Below are 14,304 nucleotides of genomic sequence, written 5' to 3'. Positions count from 1 at the left end.
TGGAAAAGGGGATCATGATTTGTATGCTCTCCTTTTCCCTTTTCATACCCTCTGCAGCTGCTGCCCAAACTGAAGAAAATACAGATGTCGCGCCAAACCAGTATGAGAAAAAAGACATCGAAATCGATACGAATTATTTGCATGAAGATACCTACTATGAAGAAAAAACAGAACTGCCTGAGGAACAAAAGGATATCACTTTTGATAAACCGAAGGACAAGGACGCCGAGCTGATAAAAGATTTGTTTACATCAACAAATGCCGAGGATTCCAACACGATTGCGGCCCAGTCGAAACAGCTTGGAATTACATTTGCAGAAAAACCAATAACAAAGACATCATCAACGGAAACAGAAGATGAACAAGAAACATCATCATTGCTGCTGCCGATGATCTATGTCGTACTGATCCTGCTCGGAATTGCAGGCATCGTGTTCCTCATCCCAAAAGTCACAGCGCAGGAAAACAAGAAGGCGTAGGCCGCGTGCTTGTGTTGTGTAAAAGCGGTGCCGTACAATAATAACGGAAAAGGAGGTTTCCAATGGAACTTTATATCATCACCGGAGCGTCAAAAGGGCTGGGTCAAGCCATTGCATTACAGGCTTTAGAAAAGGGGCATGAAGTCCATGCCTTATCCAGAACGAAAACAGATGTCTCTCACAAAAAACTAACGCAGCATCAAATAGACCTCATCAATCTCGAAGAAGTTGAACAGCAATTTGAAACATTGCTCTCATCCATCGATCCATATCGTTATTCTGGTATTACCCTGGTCAATAACGCCGGAATGGTAACGCCGATCAAACGTGCCGGCGAAGCGTCTCTTGACGAGCTTCAGCGCCATTATCAGCTGAACCTGACTGCGCCCGTGCTTTTGAGTCAGCTGTTTACAAAACGGTTTGCTCCATACAGCGGCAAAAAGACGGTTGTCAACATTACTTCAGGAGCCGCCAAAAATCCATATAAGGGATGGAGCGCGTATTGCAGTTCAAAAGCCGGGCTCGACATGTTTACGAGGACATTCGGATTTGAACAGGAGGATGAAGAGCTGCCGGTGAACATGATTTCGTTCTCACCTGGAGTGATGGACACTGAGATGCAGGCAGTCATCCGTTCTTCATCGAAAAAGGATTTCCACCACATTGAACGATTCCGGAAATTAAATGAAACAGGAAGCCTTCGCAGTCCGGACTTTATTGCCGGCACGCTGCTTTCTTTACTAGAAAAAGGGACGGAAAACGGCCGCATTTATGATATTAAAGAGTTTTTGTAGAGCAGATATTTTCTGCTCTTTTTTTTATACAAAAGGCTACAGCCAGCGCATTTTATTGAACAGCCGCATATACTGACTGAAACGTTGCTTTTAGGGTATAACAATGATGATAAGAAGATCAAAATGATGTGACATAAGAATTGAGTTTCTCTGCAAATTATGTTAGGATTCTAAAAATATCTAAAGGAGGGGTTTCCATGAGAAAGGTTACATTAATGGATGTTTTCACCCATCCAATTGCACAAAAATATCTTCAGCGTTCCGGCGTGGCACATGCGATTGCCTGCGCTTATCATGCATACAGGCTGTCTGTGAAGGCTGACATTAATCCTGATTTAGCAGCAAAAGCGGCACTGCTTCATGACATTGGCCATTATGAATGGTATACAGACGGAAAGTGGGATTATGAGAAATACAAAAGAAATGACATTCATGCCATTAAAGGGGCGGAACGGGCGCATAAACTTCTGATTCGGCTTGGCGAGGAACCGAAAGCAGCAAAAGAGATTGCACTAGCCATTTTGCTTCATACAGATTCCTATTTGCCTGAAGGCGAATTAGATAAAAATACACTGCAGCAGATTGTCAAAAAAGCGGACGAACTGGATGAAGAGCCGGGCGGCCACCATCATTACCGCCAAATTGATCCTTCAACCGCACGAAAAAAAATAGAAAAGCTGGACCAATTAATCGACCAAGCCCAGGCATCCGTGATAAAGCCTGTATAAGTACGGAACAGCGCCAGCTTTCTTCGCTGTCTCCGCTTCATCGATACTTCCTTTACACCCGCTTCCAAACGTATTCTCCTAAAATCTCCGCACCCCTTTGTTTTATCAGGTAAGCCTGTGTCATTATCCATAAGCGCGGCATAAGCTGAGATAAAACACACAAAGGGGATAAAAGTATGGTCAACCAAGGTAGTCCGCAACTGGTCTCTTTAGTCGATCCTTATGTCTATCAGACCATTAAAAAGCTCATCGGCTCAAGGTTCGTTATACAGACAGTACGAGATACGGTCAGAGGCAGACTGATTGATGTAAAACCTGACCATATCACAATTGAAGGAGCCCGAAATTCTGTTTGTTTGATCAGAATCCAGCACATGATTTCCGTCACCCCAGATTACAGTGAGCGGGTCTAACAGTGCTTGCGCATGAAAAATAGGCGTACACCGGGACGTCCTATTTTTCAGTTAAGCGCTGTAAAAACGCACTATGATACATTGTTCCATCAAGGTCAAAGCCGGCAAATTCCTGATCGTCACCATCTGAAAAACAGAAAGTGACACCGTACACCGTATAGCAGGAACGGACTGAAGCATGCTGGCAGACCCGAAAATGATAACCGTCTGAAACTTTTACATATAGCCGGTATTTCCCGGCAAATGGGGCACAGAGGTGTGCTGCCTCACCAAAACATTCGAATCCGGCAATTTTGCCGTCTTGGTCGATATCCAGCAGGATACAATCATTGACTTTAAGCTCCTCAGACCGTATATTCCTGTTCCTTTTCGGAGGAAGAACATAGATATAAGCCAGTTCTGAATCTGTATCGTATGTCATGGCCTTCATCACCAACACTCCTTTCATTATATTAAGAGTTCTGATATGGGTTCATTTTTGTTACAATGATGGGGTATAAGTTCTTTTATCTGACAGACAAAGAAAAACTAGGAGGAACAAAGCTTGTTGAAATCAAAAGTCCATTTTTGGACATTGCAGATTTTATTTGTTTTGCTGATTATTTATGTAGCAACAAAAGTTTCATTTGTATTTCAGCCGTTTATTGTTTTTATCTCGACATTGTTTTTCCCGATGCTGATTGCGGGAATTTTGTATTTCATATTTAATCCGGTCGTCCGCCTGCTTGAGAAAAAAATTCCGCGGACATTATCCATCCTATTGATCTATTTACTGTTTATCGGTTTGCTTGCCTTTATTTCAGCGTCAGTCGGACCTATCATCACCTCACAGGTGACAGGGCTGTTTAACAACCTTCCTGATTATATAAAACAGATTCAGGCGCTGACAAAGGATTTGTCCCATTCTCAATGGTTTACCTGGATGATGAACCAGGATTATGTATCGATATCAAAAATTGAACAGTCATTGACAAGTTTTCTCCAAAACCTGCCGCAAAATATCACGTCCAGTTTATCTGCGGTGTTTGGTGTCGTGACAAACATCACGCTTGTTATTATTACTGTTCCATTTATCCTTTTTTACATGCTGAAAGACGGACACCGCTTTCCACATTTGGCAGTAAAAATTCTACCGGCTTCTTATCGGACAGAAGGCTTAAAGATTTTTAAAGATTTATCCGATACGCTTGCGGCATATTTCCAGGGGCAGCTGTTAATCTGTCTTTTTGTCGGAACAGCGTGTTTTATCGGCTATTTAATTGCCGGACTGCCGTATGCCCTGATTCTTGGGATTGTCATGGCGATTACCAATATCATTCCCTATGTCGGGCCTTTTCTCGGTGCCGCGCCGGCTGTCATTGTCGGTTTTATGGACTCGCCGGCCAAAGCGCTGTTTGCGATTATTGTGGTCGTCATCGTTCAGCAGCTGGACGGAAACCTGCTGTCTCCTCTTGTGATCGGAAAGCGGCTGAATACCCATCCGCTTACGATTATTTTGCTATTAATCGGAGCGGGAAGCTTCGGCGGAATTCTCGGCATGATTTTAGCGGTGCCGGTTTATGCGGTAGTGAAGGCGTTCTTCCTGAATATTGTCCGCTTGATCAAGCTGCGCCAGCGGTCACGACTCGAGGAAAACGCAAAGCCAGCTGAATAGGCGGGCACCATTATCGGCTCCTTGCATATGATGCTGTAAATCAATGCGGAGGTGGGGAAATGCCTGCAATTGTGGGGCCGATTTATATCATGTCAGTTACGGGTAATGCCGCGGCAAGCTTTGGAGACGTATTTGCGATTTCGCCCAAAAGCGTCGCTCATTCAGGGGCGGGGTCAGGCACATTTCAGCTTGGTGATTTTGTGAAGATTAACAACCAAACGAGTAAAACTCTCTTCAAAGATGCCGATATCACTGATGAAACAGTTTCGTTTAACGGGTAACAGCCTTTTCACAAGAGGCTGTTGCTTTTTTATTGTATAATATGGGTAGTCTTTAAATAGAGAGGTCATGTTATGAAAATCAGAAAAGCAAATATCAATACGCAAACCGGAATGATCACGGACGTGTATCTGCATGAAAACAGAAAAGAACTGCGCACGCTTGTAGCGGTACCGCAGCTGGAGTGGAGCACGATCATTTCCTATGAAGAAGATAAAGCAACTCTGCCTGAACGGCTGGAAGCGTCGTTGCGCCGGCATACAGAGGAAACCCCTGCTGGTGAGCTGGCCAAAAAAATCATTCATTGGGTAACAGAAATGTAAACGGCGCTTGAAAGTTTAGCTCCTGCCTGATCAGGTGATAATGAAGACAAACAAGACGGGAGGACAGGCTTTTGAGTGAAGATAAAATGGATCTCTATTTGCAGCAAGGAATGTATGGGCCTTTGGAGACAAAGCCTGACGAGCGCCATTTGTTTTTAGGCTCTTTAAGAGAAAGAGTCGTTTTGGCACTGACGAAAGGACAGGTGCTTAGAAGCAAACCGTATAAAGAGGCGGAGCACGAGCTGAAAAACAGCCATAACGTCACCCTTTTGATTAATGGAGAGCTTCAATACCAGTCTTACTCTCCTTATATCCAAATGGCGAACCGGTACGGAGTGCCCTTCAAGATTGTATCTGATCTTCAGTTTCATACGCCTTTAGGCATCGTCATTGCGGCTGACATCGCTGTGAATCGTGAATTGATATATATTCAGGACGACATTTATAATCGGTCAGTGCTGAAATCGTAAGAGACAAACGGACCGTTTGTCTTTTTGTTCATGGCAATTCACTTACAACTGGAGATAAGATATAATGTTCTCATACTGATGGCGGGGAGGCCGGCTATGAAAAAAGCACTTATTTGTATTGATTATACGAATGATTTTGTGGCGAGTGACGGAAAATTGACCTGCGGGGAGCCCGGCAGAATGATTGAAGAGGCAATCGTCAATTTAACTGAAGAATTCATCACAAACGGTGATTACGTCGTATTAGCAGTAGATTCTCATGATGAAGGGGATCAATATCACCCTGAAACCTGTCTTTTTCCTCCGCATAATATAAAAGGCACGGAAGGAAAAGATCTGTACGGAAAGCTTTTGCCTCTATATCAGAAACATGAACATGAATCTAATGTTTACTACATGGAAAAAACGAGATATTCTGCTTTTGCGGGAACTGATTTAGAGCTCAAACTCAGAGAGCGGCAGATTGGCGAACTGCATCTTGCCGGTGTCTGCACAGATATTTGTGTGTTGCATACAGCTGTTGACGCATACAACAAAGGTTTTCGGATTGTTGTGCATAAACAAGCTGTTGCCAGCTTTAATCAGGAGGGGCACGCATGGGCTCTTTCCCATTTTGCAAACAGCATCGGAGCGCAAGTGGCAGAGTAAGGAAGGGGAAAAACAGTGTTAGAGTACGGATTTAAAGATGACAGCCTGTCATTACATACAGACCTTTATCAGATCAATATGGCGGAAACGTACTGGAGAGACGGCATTCATGAAAAGAAAGCGATTTTTGAGCTGTTTTTCAGAAGGCTTCCGTTTGAAAATGGCTATGCCGTATTTGCGGGCTTGGAAAAAGCCATTGAATACTTGGAAAATTTCAAGTTTACGGATAGCGATTTGAGTTATTTACAGGATGAACTCGGGTATCATGAAGATTTTATTGAATATTTGCGCGGCTTATCTTTTACAGGTTCACTTTACTCCATGAAAGAAGGAGAGCTCGTTTTTAACAATGAGCCGATTATGAGGGTGGAGGCACCCCTGGTAGAAGCGCAGCTGATTGAAACAGCTTTGCTCAACATTGTGAACTATCAAACATTAATCGCAACAAAGGCTGCCCGGATTAAAGGCGTCATTGGTGATGAAGTTGCGCTTGAATTCGGAACAAGACGGGCGCACGAAATGGATGCGGCCATGTGGGGAGCGAGAGCAGCCTTAATCGGCGGCTTTAGCGCGACAAGCAATGTAAGAGCCGGAAAGCGCTTTAATATCCCGGTTTCCGGCACACATGCGCATGCGCTTGTGCAGGCTTACCGCGATGAATATACAGCTTTCAAAAAATACGCGGAAACACATAAGGATTGCGTCTTCTTAGTTGACACGTATGACACGCTTCGTTCAGGCATGCCGAACGCGATTAGGGTTGCCAAGGAATTCGGCGACCGCATTAATTTCATTGGCATCCGTCTGGACAGCGGCGATTTGGCGTACCTGTCAAAAAAAGCCCGGAAAATGCTTGATGAAGCAGGATTTACAGATGCGAAGGTGATTGCTTCAAGCGATTTGGATGAGCACACCATTATGAATTTAAAGGCTCAGGGAGCGCGCATTGATGTCTGGGGTGTCGGTACGAAGCTGATCACTGCCTATGACCAGCCGGCTCTCGGCGCAGTTTATAAACTCGTTGCCATTGAAGAAGACGGGAAAATGGTCGACACGATCAAAATTTCGTCCAATCCTGAAAAAGTGACGACACCGGGCAGAAAGAAAGTCTACCGCATTATTAATCAGTCCAACCATCATTCTGAAGGCGACTATATTGCGCTTTATGATGAGCAGGTGAATGATCAGAAGCGGCTCAGAATGTTCCACCCGGTTCATACATTCATCAGCAAATTTGTCACGAATTTTTATGCGAAGGATCTTCATGAGCTGATTTTTGAGAAAGGTATTCTTTGCTACCAAAACCCTGAGATTTCAGACATACAGCAGTATGTGCAGGATAACCTCAGCCTGCTCTGGGAGGAATATAAGAGAATCAGCAAGCCGGAGGAATACCCGGTTGATTTAAGCGAGGACTGCTGGAGCAATAAAATGCAGCGGATCCACGAAGTGAAAAGCAGAATTGAAGAAGAGCTTGAGGAAGAATAAAGAAAAACTGGCCTTTCATTCGCGAAGGGCCAGTTTTCTTTATGTATATATTATTTTTCATGTTTAGACAATTTTCGTCAAATTATTTGATATACTTAGGGGTGAAAGCCGCGCGTATTGTAAGGGGGATAAATCAATGAGGGTGTTTGTTGCAAGACAGCCTATTTTTAATAGAAAAGAACAGGTTGTTGCTTATGAACTGCTGTATAGAGAAAGCGAAGAGAACGTGTATAGCGCTAAAGACGGCGATCAGGCAACAACAGATTTGGTGATCAACAGCTTTTTAAACATCGGAATTGAGAAGCTGACGGAAGGGAAACGCTGTTTTGTTAATTTTACGGAAAGCCTGATGTTTTCGAATCTTCCCACCTCCTTCAATCCGAAACAGCTTGTCATTGAAATCCTTGAAGATATACCGATCACGCCGGCCCTCATTTCTAGATGCAAAGAATTGAAAAAAATGGGGTATATGCTGGCGCTTGATGATTTTTATGCAATAAATCCGCAAGATGAGGACTTACTGGAAAAACTCATGAGCTATATTGATATATTGAAAATTGATTTTCTCAAAACAACACGAATGGAACGCAGAACAATTTTGCAAACCTACGGCTGCCGCGGCCTGATTTTTTTAGCGGAAAAAGTAGAGACCCGAAAAGAATATAAACAGGCGGTCCAAGACGGATTTCAATTATTCCAAGGCTACTTTTTCAGCGAGCCGCGCATCATCAGCGGGCATGACCTATCGACTCATTTCTATTCTTACTATGAACTGCTTAACGAACTGAGCAAAGAGCAGCCTAACATAAAGCGTGTGACAGAGTACATAGAGCGGGATTTATCACTGTCCTATCAAATTTTAAAATTTTTAAACTCATCCCACAGCCGTTTGAGCCAGAAAATTGAAAGCATTCAACAGGCCATTATGCTGCTGGGATTTAATGAAATCAAACGGTGGATATATATTCTTTCCTTTAAGGATTTAAGCAGGAAAGGGCATTCCAGCAAGCACGAAATCATTAAGATTTCTTTGATAAGAGCAAAGCTTTGCGAACTGCTGGCGAGAAAGACATCCCGGCCGCAGCCAGCTTCTTATATGCTGATCGGAATGTTTTCTCTCATAGACACCCTCCTGCATAGAGAAATAGAGGAAATTGTTCAAGAATTGCCTTTAAAAGATGAAGTCGGGCAAGCATTATTAGGCCATCAAAACGACTACTACCAAATGCTTGAGCTTGTGAAATTAATTGAAAGCAACAACTGGGACACTTGCTCGGAATTAGGCAATCAACTCGACAAAGAAGAAGCGTATGAATGTTATCTTGAGGCTCTGGAATGGTGTCATAATCTTATGGACGCAAAATGATTGCGGTCCTCTGACCACCGCAAAGCAAGAATGATTCGGCTTTGCGTTCCGATAAGGCTGATATAGATGCCGTCGGGATTAAAGACCGTATCCACTTCATGCCGGACGCCCATTTGTTTGATCAGGCGCTTGATGGTTTGTTTATCGGACTGCTCGGCTGCGGTCAGAATGCGGCGCGAGAGCTCCCGCGAGCCCGCAATGCGGCCGAGAACGAGCTGGGCATCCGCAAATATCCCTGCGGCCTGCTTCGCTGAACGGATAAAGGTATCAATATTGTTGGCAGGAGCGGGCGGACGGCGTACCTCATACGGATACACGTAAAACCAGGGATAACGATATCTCATGGGAGCACCTCACAAAAAAGGGATGTTTCTATATGTATAGATCCCTAATTGCCGAATATGACAAAGCGAAAAGGCCACAACTTTAGCGTTGCGGTCTTTTTCGGTGTTTGTCGGTCAGGAAACGCCAAGAATCGCATATTCAATTTTGAAAATACGGTATGAAGGACTATAGTCTTACTTAGTAAAAATGCGAAACACGTTAAAATCAAGGGAATTAAGAATCTTTCTCAATTTCAGCACATATAAACGCTCTTTCGCATAGAAAGATAGTCCCGTTCTTGTTGTGATTCCTTTGAGTATAAGGACCTATTGAGATTTGCGGTGTCACGCAGGACTTTTTTGTATACTTTTCGGTGAAAAATAAGCCGAAAGCAGATACACTATTAGTAACAGATCAAATACCTAGGACTCGTTCACCATACACAATTCATTGATCTTTCAAAAAAAGGAGTGTGGAAACGATGGAAAAGAAACTTGAAGAAGTAAAACAATTGTTATTCCGACTCGAACTTGATATTAAAGAAACGACAGATTCATTACGAAACATTAACAAAAGCATTGATCAACTCGATAAATACAATTATGCAATGAAAATTTCGTGAAAAAGACTTGGAAACAAGTCTTTTTTTTCGTTCTACCGATACAATAAATGGATAAAGTATTATATGATTGTTAAAAAACGAAAAACCTGCTGTCCTTTAAATGTCCCATTTAGTAAAATGGAATGGGAGGGGGGAAGTCGTTATTGAGCAGATATGTTTAGATTCTGTCCGGATCAAGGAGAAAATGAAGGAGATTGTGAAGCAAAACATATCTAACAAAGATTTGTCACAACTTCTTTGCTCATTTATTGATTCTAAAGAAACATTCTCCTTTGCTGAATCTGCAATCTTACATTATGTTGTTTTTGGAGGAGAGAATTTAGATGTTGCAACATGGCTTGGTGCGGGAATAGAAATACTTATTCTTTCATCAGATATTATGGATGATCTTGAAGATGAAGATAATCACCATGCTTTATGGATGAAAATTAATCGCTCAGAGTCTTTAAATGCAGCTCTTTCCTTGTATACAGTAGGATTAACGAGTATTTATTCATTAAATATCAATCCTTTAATTTTTAAATATGTTTTAAGATACGTAAACGAAGCCATGCAAGGTCAACATGACGATATCACTAATAAATCTAAAACAGAAGATGAAAGTTTAGAAGTAATTAGATTAAAATGTGGAAGTTTGATTGCACTAGCAAATGTAGCAGGTGTTTTATTGGCTACAGGAGAATATAATGAAACAGTTGAAAGATATTCCTATTATAAAGGGATTGTAGCTCAAATTTCTGGAGATTATCATGTTCTTTTATCTGGGAATCGCAGTGATATTGAAAAAAACAAACAAACACTGATTTACTTATATCTTAAGCGATTGTTTAATAATGCTTCGGAAGAATTATTATATTTATTTTCACATAAAGACTTATATTATAAAGCATTATTAGATAGGGAGAAATTCGAAGAAAAATTAATTCAGGCAGGAGTTACTCAATACATTTCGGTATTATTGGAGATATACAAACAAAAATGTTTTTCTACTATAGAACAATTAAATTTAGATAAAGAAAAAAAAGAGTTAATAAAGGAAAGCTTACTAAGTTATAAAAAGGGGGATACAAGGTGCAAGACCTAATTAACTACTTTTTAAATTATCCTGAGGCTTTAAAAAAATTGAAAAATAAAGAAGCCTGCCTTATTGGTTTTGATGTGCAAGAAACTGAAACAATAATTAAAGCTTATAATGATTATTATCGGGCTGATCCAATAACCCGTCAATGGGGTGATTAATAGGTGGATTTGCATTGAAGAACTTGATAAAAAAATTCACAATAGCTGTAATTGTTTTGAGTATCCTCTATATAAGCTATACAACTTATATTAGTATGAATGGGATTATTATTGGGACTAAGGTTCAAAAAAATGATAAAAGTCAATTTGTAATAGAAGAAATATCAAAATCTTCATATGGACAATTTGTTGGTCTGAGACAGGGAGATATCATATTAAAAATCAATGAAGAAAAACCTTCAGACAAACATTTGAAATGGGGATATTTGAGTCATATTAACAGTTTGGATATTTTAAGAAGTGGAAAAAAGATTCATCTCAAAGATTTTGATTTAGTTACTCTAAATAGATCTTATAGTTTTTTTCTGTTCGTACTTCCTTTGGTTTTTTACTTTTTAAGCATAATATGCATTTTTTATATATTTAAGGTAAATAAAAAAAGGAGATCATTTGCTGCCTATATTCTTATTCTATTGTTATTAGACATTTCGATAGCATATATAAGTGCAGGTGGACCATTTAGAGGACATATAATCAATCGGTATATTAACTTGTTTACTTTTATATCTTCTCCTATTCTTTATCTTCAATTTATACAAACATATCTTGGAGAAATAGGAAAAACTTTTTTGAATAGAATCTCCTTTCTTTATATCATACCAATATTTAATCTTGGAATTGAGTTTTTTCAAGACTATTTACAAGTAGATATTGATTTTTTAGCGACTGTTAACTTGGTTTCTTTTGCAATTTTGACTCTATTTTCTTTTTCAGCGATATATTTTCATCTTAATAAATATAAATATGCTGAGCATTCGTTTATTCTTAAATTACTAATTTTAACAAACACTTTATCATTTGCGCCTTTTTTGATATTTTTTGTTCTTCCAATAATATTTACAGGTAATTATATTTTCCCGGCATTAGCTTCGGCGTCATTACTAGTACTAATTCCGTTCGGGTTAGTATACCAATTTGTAGCCAATAAGATGTTTGATATAGAGTTTATCTTAGGAAGAATGAGATACTATGCTCTACTTGCCATGATACCAACTCTTCTTATAGTTGGTGCATTAGTTCTGTTTGATGTAATGGAAATACAGATGAATCCTTTACGCCAAACGGTATTTTTTTTCGTTGTCATGTTCGCTGTCTTTTATTTTAAAGAGGTCATAGATTTTAAATTTCGGTTAAAACGTTTCTCTGAAAAATTCAACTATCAGGACAGTATCTTTAAATATACTCAGCTAATGAGAGGTGTAACTTCTCTTCAACAAGTCTTTAAAGAACTGAAAAAAACTATTTTGGATGTTTTACATGTAAGCAAAGCTTATACCTTTGAGGTAACTCCTGATCACAAAGTGATATTTTTAGATAAGCATGAAATCGAACCGGAATGGCATCTTTATAAAGAGGAGTTTGAAAACGTAACATCAGAAATCGGGAAAATTATAGAAGTCAATCAAGGCTTTCTTATGAAAGTTGGTGAACGAGGTGGAAGTTCTTATGTTCTGCTTTGTTTATCTAATATTAACACTCCCCGGCTAACACGTGATGAAATATCGTGGCTGAAAACACTGTCTTTTTATACAAGTGTGTCCATGGAAAATGTTCTGCATATTGAGGAGCTCATGGAACATTTGAAGGACTTAAAGCAAGAGGGAACCAACCCGATATGGCTGAAAAAGCTAATGTTTGCAATCGAAGAAAAACAGCGTTCAGGACTCGCCCGTGATCTCCACGATTCGGTTCTTCAGGATTTGATTTCCTTAAAACGCCAGTGTGAGCTGTTTTTGGGTGATTTCAAGAAGGATGATAATCCGTGCCGTGAAGAGGTGCAGGACAAGCTTGTACAGATGAATGAGCAGATGTCTGATGTGATTTCGATGACGAGGGAGACGTGTCATGAGCTGCGGCCGCAGCTTCTGTATGATCTTGGATTGGTGAAGGCGCTGTCGAAGCTGGTGGCGCAGCAGCAGGAGCGGGTTCCGTTTCATATCCGTTTAAATACCGGGAGATTTACGGCTTCCCTTGATCTGGATTCGCAGCTGAATTTGTACCGGATCATTCAAGAGTTTCTGTCTAATGCGGTCAAGCACTCTCAGGCGACGGATGTGCTGATTATGCTCATCAGTATTCAAAACAAAATCGTTCTTCATTATGAGGACGATGGCGTTGGGTTTGATCAGGAAAAGAATACTGAGCATTCCATGAGCATGGGGCTTTCTGGCATTAAGGAGAGAGTCAGGGCTTTAGATGGGCGCCTTCGGATTGAAACAAGTGAAGGAAAGGGCTTTAAGGCTGATATTGAAATCGAATTGTAATGGATTTATAACGGAAACGACTTGGCACAGGCCAAGTCTTTTTTATAAAATGGAAAAGAGTGAGTAAAAGGGAGGAAAACATGAAAAAGATACTAGTGATTGATGACCATCCGGCTGTCATGGAAGGCACCAAGACAATTTTGGAAACGGATTCGAATTTGTCTGTTGATTGTCTCAGTCCTGAACCGAGTGAACAGTTTATCAAGCAGCATGATTTCTCGTCATATGATCTCATTTTAATGGATCTGAATTTAGGCGGCGAGGTCAATGGGATGGAGCTTTCTAAACAGATTTTACAAGAGAATCCTCATTGTAAAATTATCGTGTATACCGGTTATGAGGTCGAGGATTATTTCGAGGAAGCGATTCGTGCGGGTCTGCACGGTGCCATCAGCAAAACGGAATCTAAAGAAAAGATCACCCAATACATATACCACGTACTCAACGGAGAAATTTTAGTCGATTTTGCTTACTTTAAACAGCTGATGACTCAGCAAAAAACAAAGCCGGCTCCTTCCTCTCAAAAAGAACAAGATGTGCTCACACCTAGAGAATGCCTGATTCTTCAAGAAGTTGAAAAGGGATTTACAAACCAAGAAATCGCAGATGCCCTTCATTTAAGCAAGCGGTCCATTGAATACAGCTTGACATCGATTTTCAATAAGCTGAATGTCGGTTCACGGACGGAAGCGGTTTTGATTGCGAAATCAGACGGTGTACTTTAAATGTTGGGGGTGTAGATGATGGATACGAAACACACATTGCTTGAAGCGCTTGGTATAGAGATTGTTGAAAACACAGCGGAACGATGCGTTGCGGTCATGCCGGTGGATCATCGGACGGTTCAGCCGTTCGGATATTTGCATGGGGGCGCTTCAGTGGCCTTGGCGGAAACAGCGGCGAGCGCAGGTGCACAGAACCTGATTGATCATTCAACACAGGCTTGTGTCGGTTTGGAGATTAACGCCAACCATTTAAAATCTGTAAAGGAAGGAACGGTAAAGGCGATAGCCGAGCCCGTTCATATCGGCAGAACGACGATTGTCTATCACATTCACATATATGACGAGCAAGAGAGGCTGATCTGTATATCCAGATGCACGCTGGCTGTCATCAAGAAATAAAAAAACAGCCGGAACTCTGCCTGTCCGGC

The 14,304-nt window shown here is 40.9% G+C and carries 19 protein-coding genes and 1 pseudogene; 17 read left to right on the top strand and 3 right to left on the bottom strand.

All coding sequences use genetic code 11. From position 1 onward, the window contains the following. The first annotated feature begins 23 nt into the window (after positions 1-23). From essA to MKY50_RS16330, 4 genes are all read left to right on the top strand, one after another. On the top strand, positions 24-479 hold the full coding sequence (essA, locus tag MKY50_RS16345) for a type VII secretion protein EssA (protein WP_015251327.1): 456 nt from the start codon (positions 24-26) through the stop codon (positions 477-479). A gap of 62 nt (positions 480-541) precedes the next feature. Next, positions 542-1,273 carry a (S)-benzoin forming benzil reductase gene (locus MKY50_RS16340; protein ID WP_151262403.1) on the top strand — a complete coding sequence of 244 codons (732 nt, stop codon included), beginning with the start codon at positions 542-544 and terminating at the stop codon, positions 1,271-1,273. Between the two features lie 197 nt (positions 1,274-1,470). Further along, the gene (locus MKY50_RS16335) at positions 1,471-2,001 is read left to right on the top strand and encodes an HD domain-containing protein (RefSeq protein ID WP_003244444.1); all 531 of its coding nucleotides are present in this window, start codon (positions 1,471-1,473) and stop codon (positions 1,999-2,001) included. Positions 2,002-2,177: 176 nt separating this feature from the next. Continuing rightward, the gene (locus MKY50_RS16330; RefSeq protein WP_003220677.1) at positions 2,178-2,414 is read left to right on the top strand and encodes a YuzF family protein; all 237 of its coding nucleotides are present in this window, start codon (positions 2,178-2,180) and stop codon (positions 2,412-2,414) included. A 40-nt stretch (positions 2,415-2,454) separates the two neighbouring features. On the opposite strand, the gene MKY50_RS16325 is transcribed toward MKY50_RS16330, so the two are convergent. Continuing rightward, positions 2,455-2,844: a DUF2283 domain-containing protein gene (locus MKY50_RS16325; RefSeq protein WP_341116933.1), complete on the bottom strand. Its 390-nt coding sequence runs from the start codon at positions 2,842-2,844 to the stop codon at positions 2,455-2,457. A 114-nt stretch (positions 2,845-2,958) separates the two neighbouring features. Between MKY50_RS16325 and MKY50_RS16320 the strand changes: the two genes are divergently transcribed. From MKY50_RS16320 to pdeH, 7 genes are all read left to right on the top strand, one after another. After that, positions 2,959-4,068 (top strand): AI-2E family transporter, encoded by a 1,110-nt coding sequence (locus MKY50_RS16320; RefSeq protein ID WP_015483636.1) that lies wholly within the window; start codon positions 2,959-2,961, stop codon positions 4,066-4,068. A gap of 59 nt (positions 4,069-4,127) precedes the next feature. Continuing rightward, positions 4,128-4,349, top strand: a complete 222-nt coding sequence (locus tag MKY50_RS16315) for a spore germination protein (RefSeq protein ID WP_014477839.1) — start codon at positions 4,128-4,130, stop codon at positions 4,347-4,349. A gap of 72 nt (positions 4,350-4,421) precedes the next feature. Continuing rightward, a complete protein-coding gene (locus tag MKY50_RS16310) occupies positions 4,422-4,670 on the top strand; it encodes a YueH family protein (protein WP_003228783.1) in 249 nt (82 codons plus the stop codon). 71 nt (positions 4,671-4,741) lie between these two features. Beyond that, positions 4,742-5,140, top strand: coding sequence for a YueI family protein (locus MKY50_RS16305; protein ID WP_015251331.1), 399 nt, complete (start codon positions 4,742-4,744; stop codon positions 5,138-5,140). A 96-nt stretch (positions 5,141-5,236) separates the two neighbouring features. Beyond that, positions 5,237-5,788: a cysteine hydrolase family protein gene (locus MKY50_RS16300; protein WP_341116930.1), complete on the top strand. Its 552-nt coding sequence runs from the start codon at positions 5,237-5,239 to the stop codon at positions 5,786-5,788. A gap of 15 nt (positions 5,789-5,803) precedes the next feature. After that, positions 5,804-7,276, top strand: coding sequence for a nicotinate phosphoribosyltransferase (locus MKY50_RS16295; RefSeq protein ID WP_003228788.1), 1,473 nt, complete (start codon positions 5,804-5,806; stop codon positions 7,274-7,276). Between the two features lie 136 nt (positions 7,277-7,412). After that, the gene (gene pdeH / locus MKY50_RS16290) at positions 7,413-8,642 is read left to right on the top strand and encodes a cyclic di-GMP phosphodiesterase (RefSeq protein ID WP_003243525.1); all 1,230 of its coding nucleotides are present in this window, start codon (positions 7,413-7,415) and stop codon (positions 8,640-8,642) included. Here pdeH and MKY50_RS16285 read toward each other — a convergent pair. Then, positions 8,618-8,986, bottom strand: a complete 369-nt coding sequence (locus tag MKY50_RS16285) for a hypothetical protein (RefSeq protein ID WP_050258610.1) — start codon at positions 8,984-8,986, stop codon at positions 8,618-8,620. The two genes, pdeH and MKY50_RS16285, sit on opposite strands and share 25 nt — an antisense overlap. Before the next feature lie 177 nt (positions 8,987-9,163). Beyond that, positions 9,164-9,226: pseudogene (locus MKY50_RS16280) on the bottom strand (hypothetical protein); the annotation flags it as partial. Between the two features lie 221 nt (positions 9,227-9,447). Here MKY50_RS16280 and degQ point away from each other — a divergent pair. The 6 genes from degQ (at position 9,448) to MKY50_RS16250 (ending at position 14,275) form a co-directional block, all read left to right on the top strand. Next, positions 9,448-9,588 (top strand): degradation enzyme regulation protein DegQ, encoded by a 141-nt coding sequence (gene degQ / locus MKY50_RS16275; protein ID WP_003220708.1) that lies wholly within the window; start codon positions 9,448-9,450, stop codon positions 9,586-9,588. A 184-nt stretch (positions 9,589-9,772) separates the two neighbouring features. Beyond that, the gene (locus tag MKY50_RS16270; RefSeq protein WP_038828674.1) at positions 9,773-10,672 is read left to right on the top strand and encodes a polyprenyl synthetase family protein; all 900 of its coding nucleotides are present in this window, start codon (positions 9,773-9,775) and stop codon (positions 10,670-10,672) included. Next, entirely contained in the window at positions 10,660-10,827 is a 168-nt protein-coding gene (gene comX / locus MKY50_RS16265; RefSeq protein WP_038828676.1) for a competence pheromone ComX, read from the top strand. The genes MKY50_RS16270 and comX overlap by 13 nt, the downstream gene beginning before the upstream one ends. A 14-nt stretch (positions 10,828-10,841) precedes the next feature. Next, complete coding sequence (comP, locus tag MKY50_RS16260) at positions 10,842-13,151, top strand: two-component system sensor histidine kinase ComP (protein WP_038828679.1); 2,310 nt, start codon at positions 10,842-10,844, stop codon at positions 13,149-13,151. Between the two features lie 80 nt (positions 13,152-13,231). Continuing rightward, positions 13,232-13,876, top strand: a complete 645-nt coding sequence (gene comA, locus MKY50_RS16255; RefSeq protein WP_003220716.1) for a two-component system response regulator ComA — start codon at positions 13,232-13,234, stop codon at positions 13,874-13,876. A gap of 18 nt (positions 13,877-13,894) precedes the next feature. Beyond that, on the top strand, positions 13,895-14,275 hold the full coding sequence (locus tag MKY50_RS16250) for a hotdog fold thioesterase (RefSeq protein ID WP_017695528.1): 381 nt from the start codon (positions 13,895-13,897) through the stop codon (positions 14,273-14,275). Positions 14,276-14,304 lie beyond the last annotated feature (29 nt).

Origin of the sequence: Bacillus sp. FSL R7-0685 (assembly GCF_038002425.1) — a bacterium.
Lineage (GTDB): Bacteria > Bacillota > Bacilli > Bacillales > Bacillaceae > Bacillus > Bacillus subtilis.
This window is presented reverse-complemented; position numbering and strand designations above follow the sequence as displayed.

What these genes read in the sequence shown, in the direction of transcription:
- essA (WP_015251327.1), top strand. Translation starts at nt 24, where the DNA reads ATGCTCTCCTTTTCCCTTTTCATACCCTCTGCAGCTGCTGCCCAAACT.
- MKY50_RS16340 (WP_151262403.1), top strand. Translation starts at nt 542, where the DNA reads ATGGAACTTTATATCATCACCGGAGCGTCAAAAGGGCTGGGTCAAGCC.
- MKY50_RS16335 (WP_003244444.1), top strand. Translation starts at nt 1,471, where the DNA reads ATGAGAAAGGTTACATTAATGGATGTTTTCACCCATCCAATTGCACAA.
- MKY50_RS16330 (WP_003220677.1), top strand. Translation starts at nt 2,178, where the DNA reads ATGGTCAACCAAGGTAGTCCGCAACTGGTCTCTTTAGTCGATCCTTAT.
- MKY50_RS16325 (WP_341116933.1), bottom strand. Translation starts at nt 2,844, where the DNA reads ATGAAGGCCATGACATACGATACAGATTCAGAACTGGCTTATATCTAT.
- MKY50_RS16315 (WP_014477839.1), top strand. Translation starts at nt 4,128, where the DNA reads ATGCCTGCAATTGTGGGGCCGATTTATATCATGTCAGTTACGGGTAAT.
- MKY50_RS16310 (WP_003228783.1), top strand. Translation starts at nt 4,422, where the DNA reads ATGAAAATCAGAAAAGCAAATATCAATACGCAAACCGGAATGATCACG.
- MKY50_RS16300 (WP_341116930.1), top strand. Translation starts at nt 5,237, where the DNA reads ATGAAAAAAGCACTTATTTGTATTGATTATACGAATGATTTTGTGGCG.
- pdeH (WP_003243525.1), top strand. Translation starts at nt 7,413, where the DNA reads ATGAGGGTGTTTGTTGCAAGACAGCCTATTTTTAATAGAAAAGAACAG.
- MKY50_RS16285 (WP_050258610.1), bottom strand. Translation starts at nt 8,986, where the DNA reads ATGAGATATCGTTATCCCTGGTTTTACGTGTATCCGTATGAGGTACGC.
- degQ (WP_003220708.1), top strand. Translation starts at nt 9,448, where the DNA reads ATGGAAAAGAAACTTGAAGAAGTAAAACAATTGTTATTCCGACTCGAA.
- MKY50_RS16270 (WP_038828674.1), top strand. Translation starts at nt 9,773, where the DNA reads ATGAAGGAGATTGTGAAGCAAAACATATCTAACAAAGATTTGTCACAA.
- comA (WP_003220716.1), top strand. Translation starts at nt 13,232, where the DNA reads ATGAAAAAGATACTAGTGATTGATGACCATCCGGCTGTCATGGAAGGC.
- MKY50_RS16250 (WP_017695528.1), top strand. Translation starts at nt 13,895, where the DNA reads ATGGATACGAAACACACATTGCTTGAAGCGCTTGGTATAGAGATTGTT.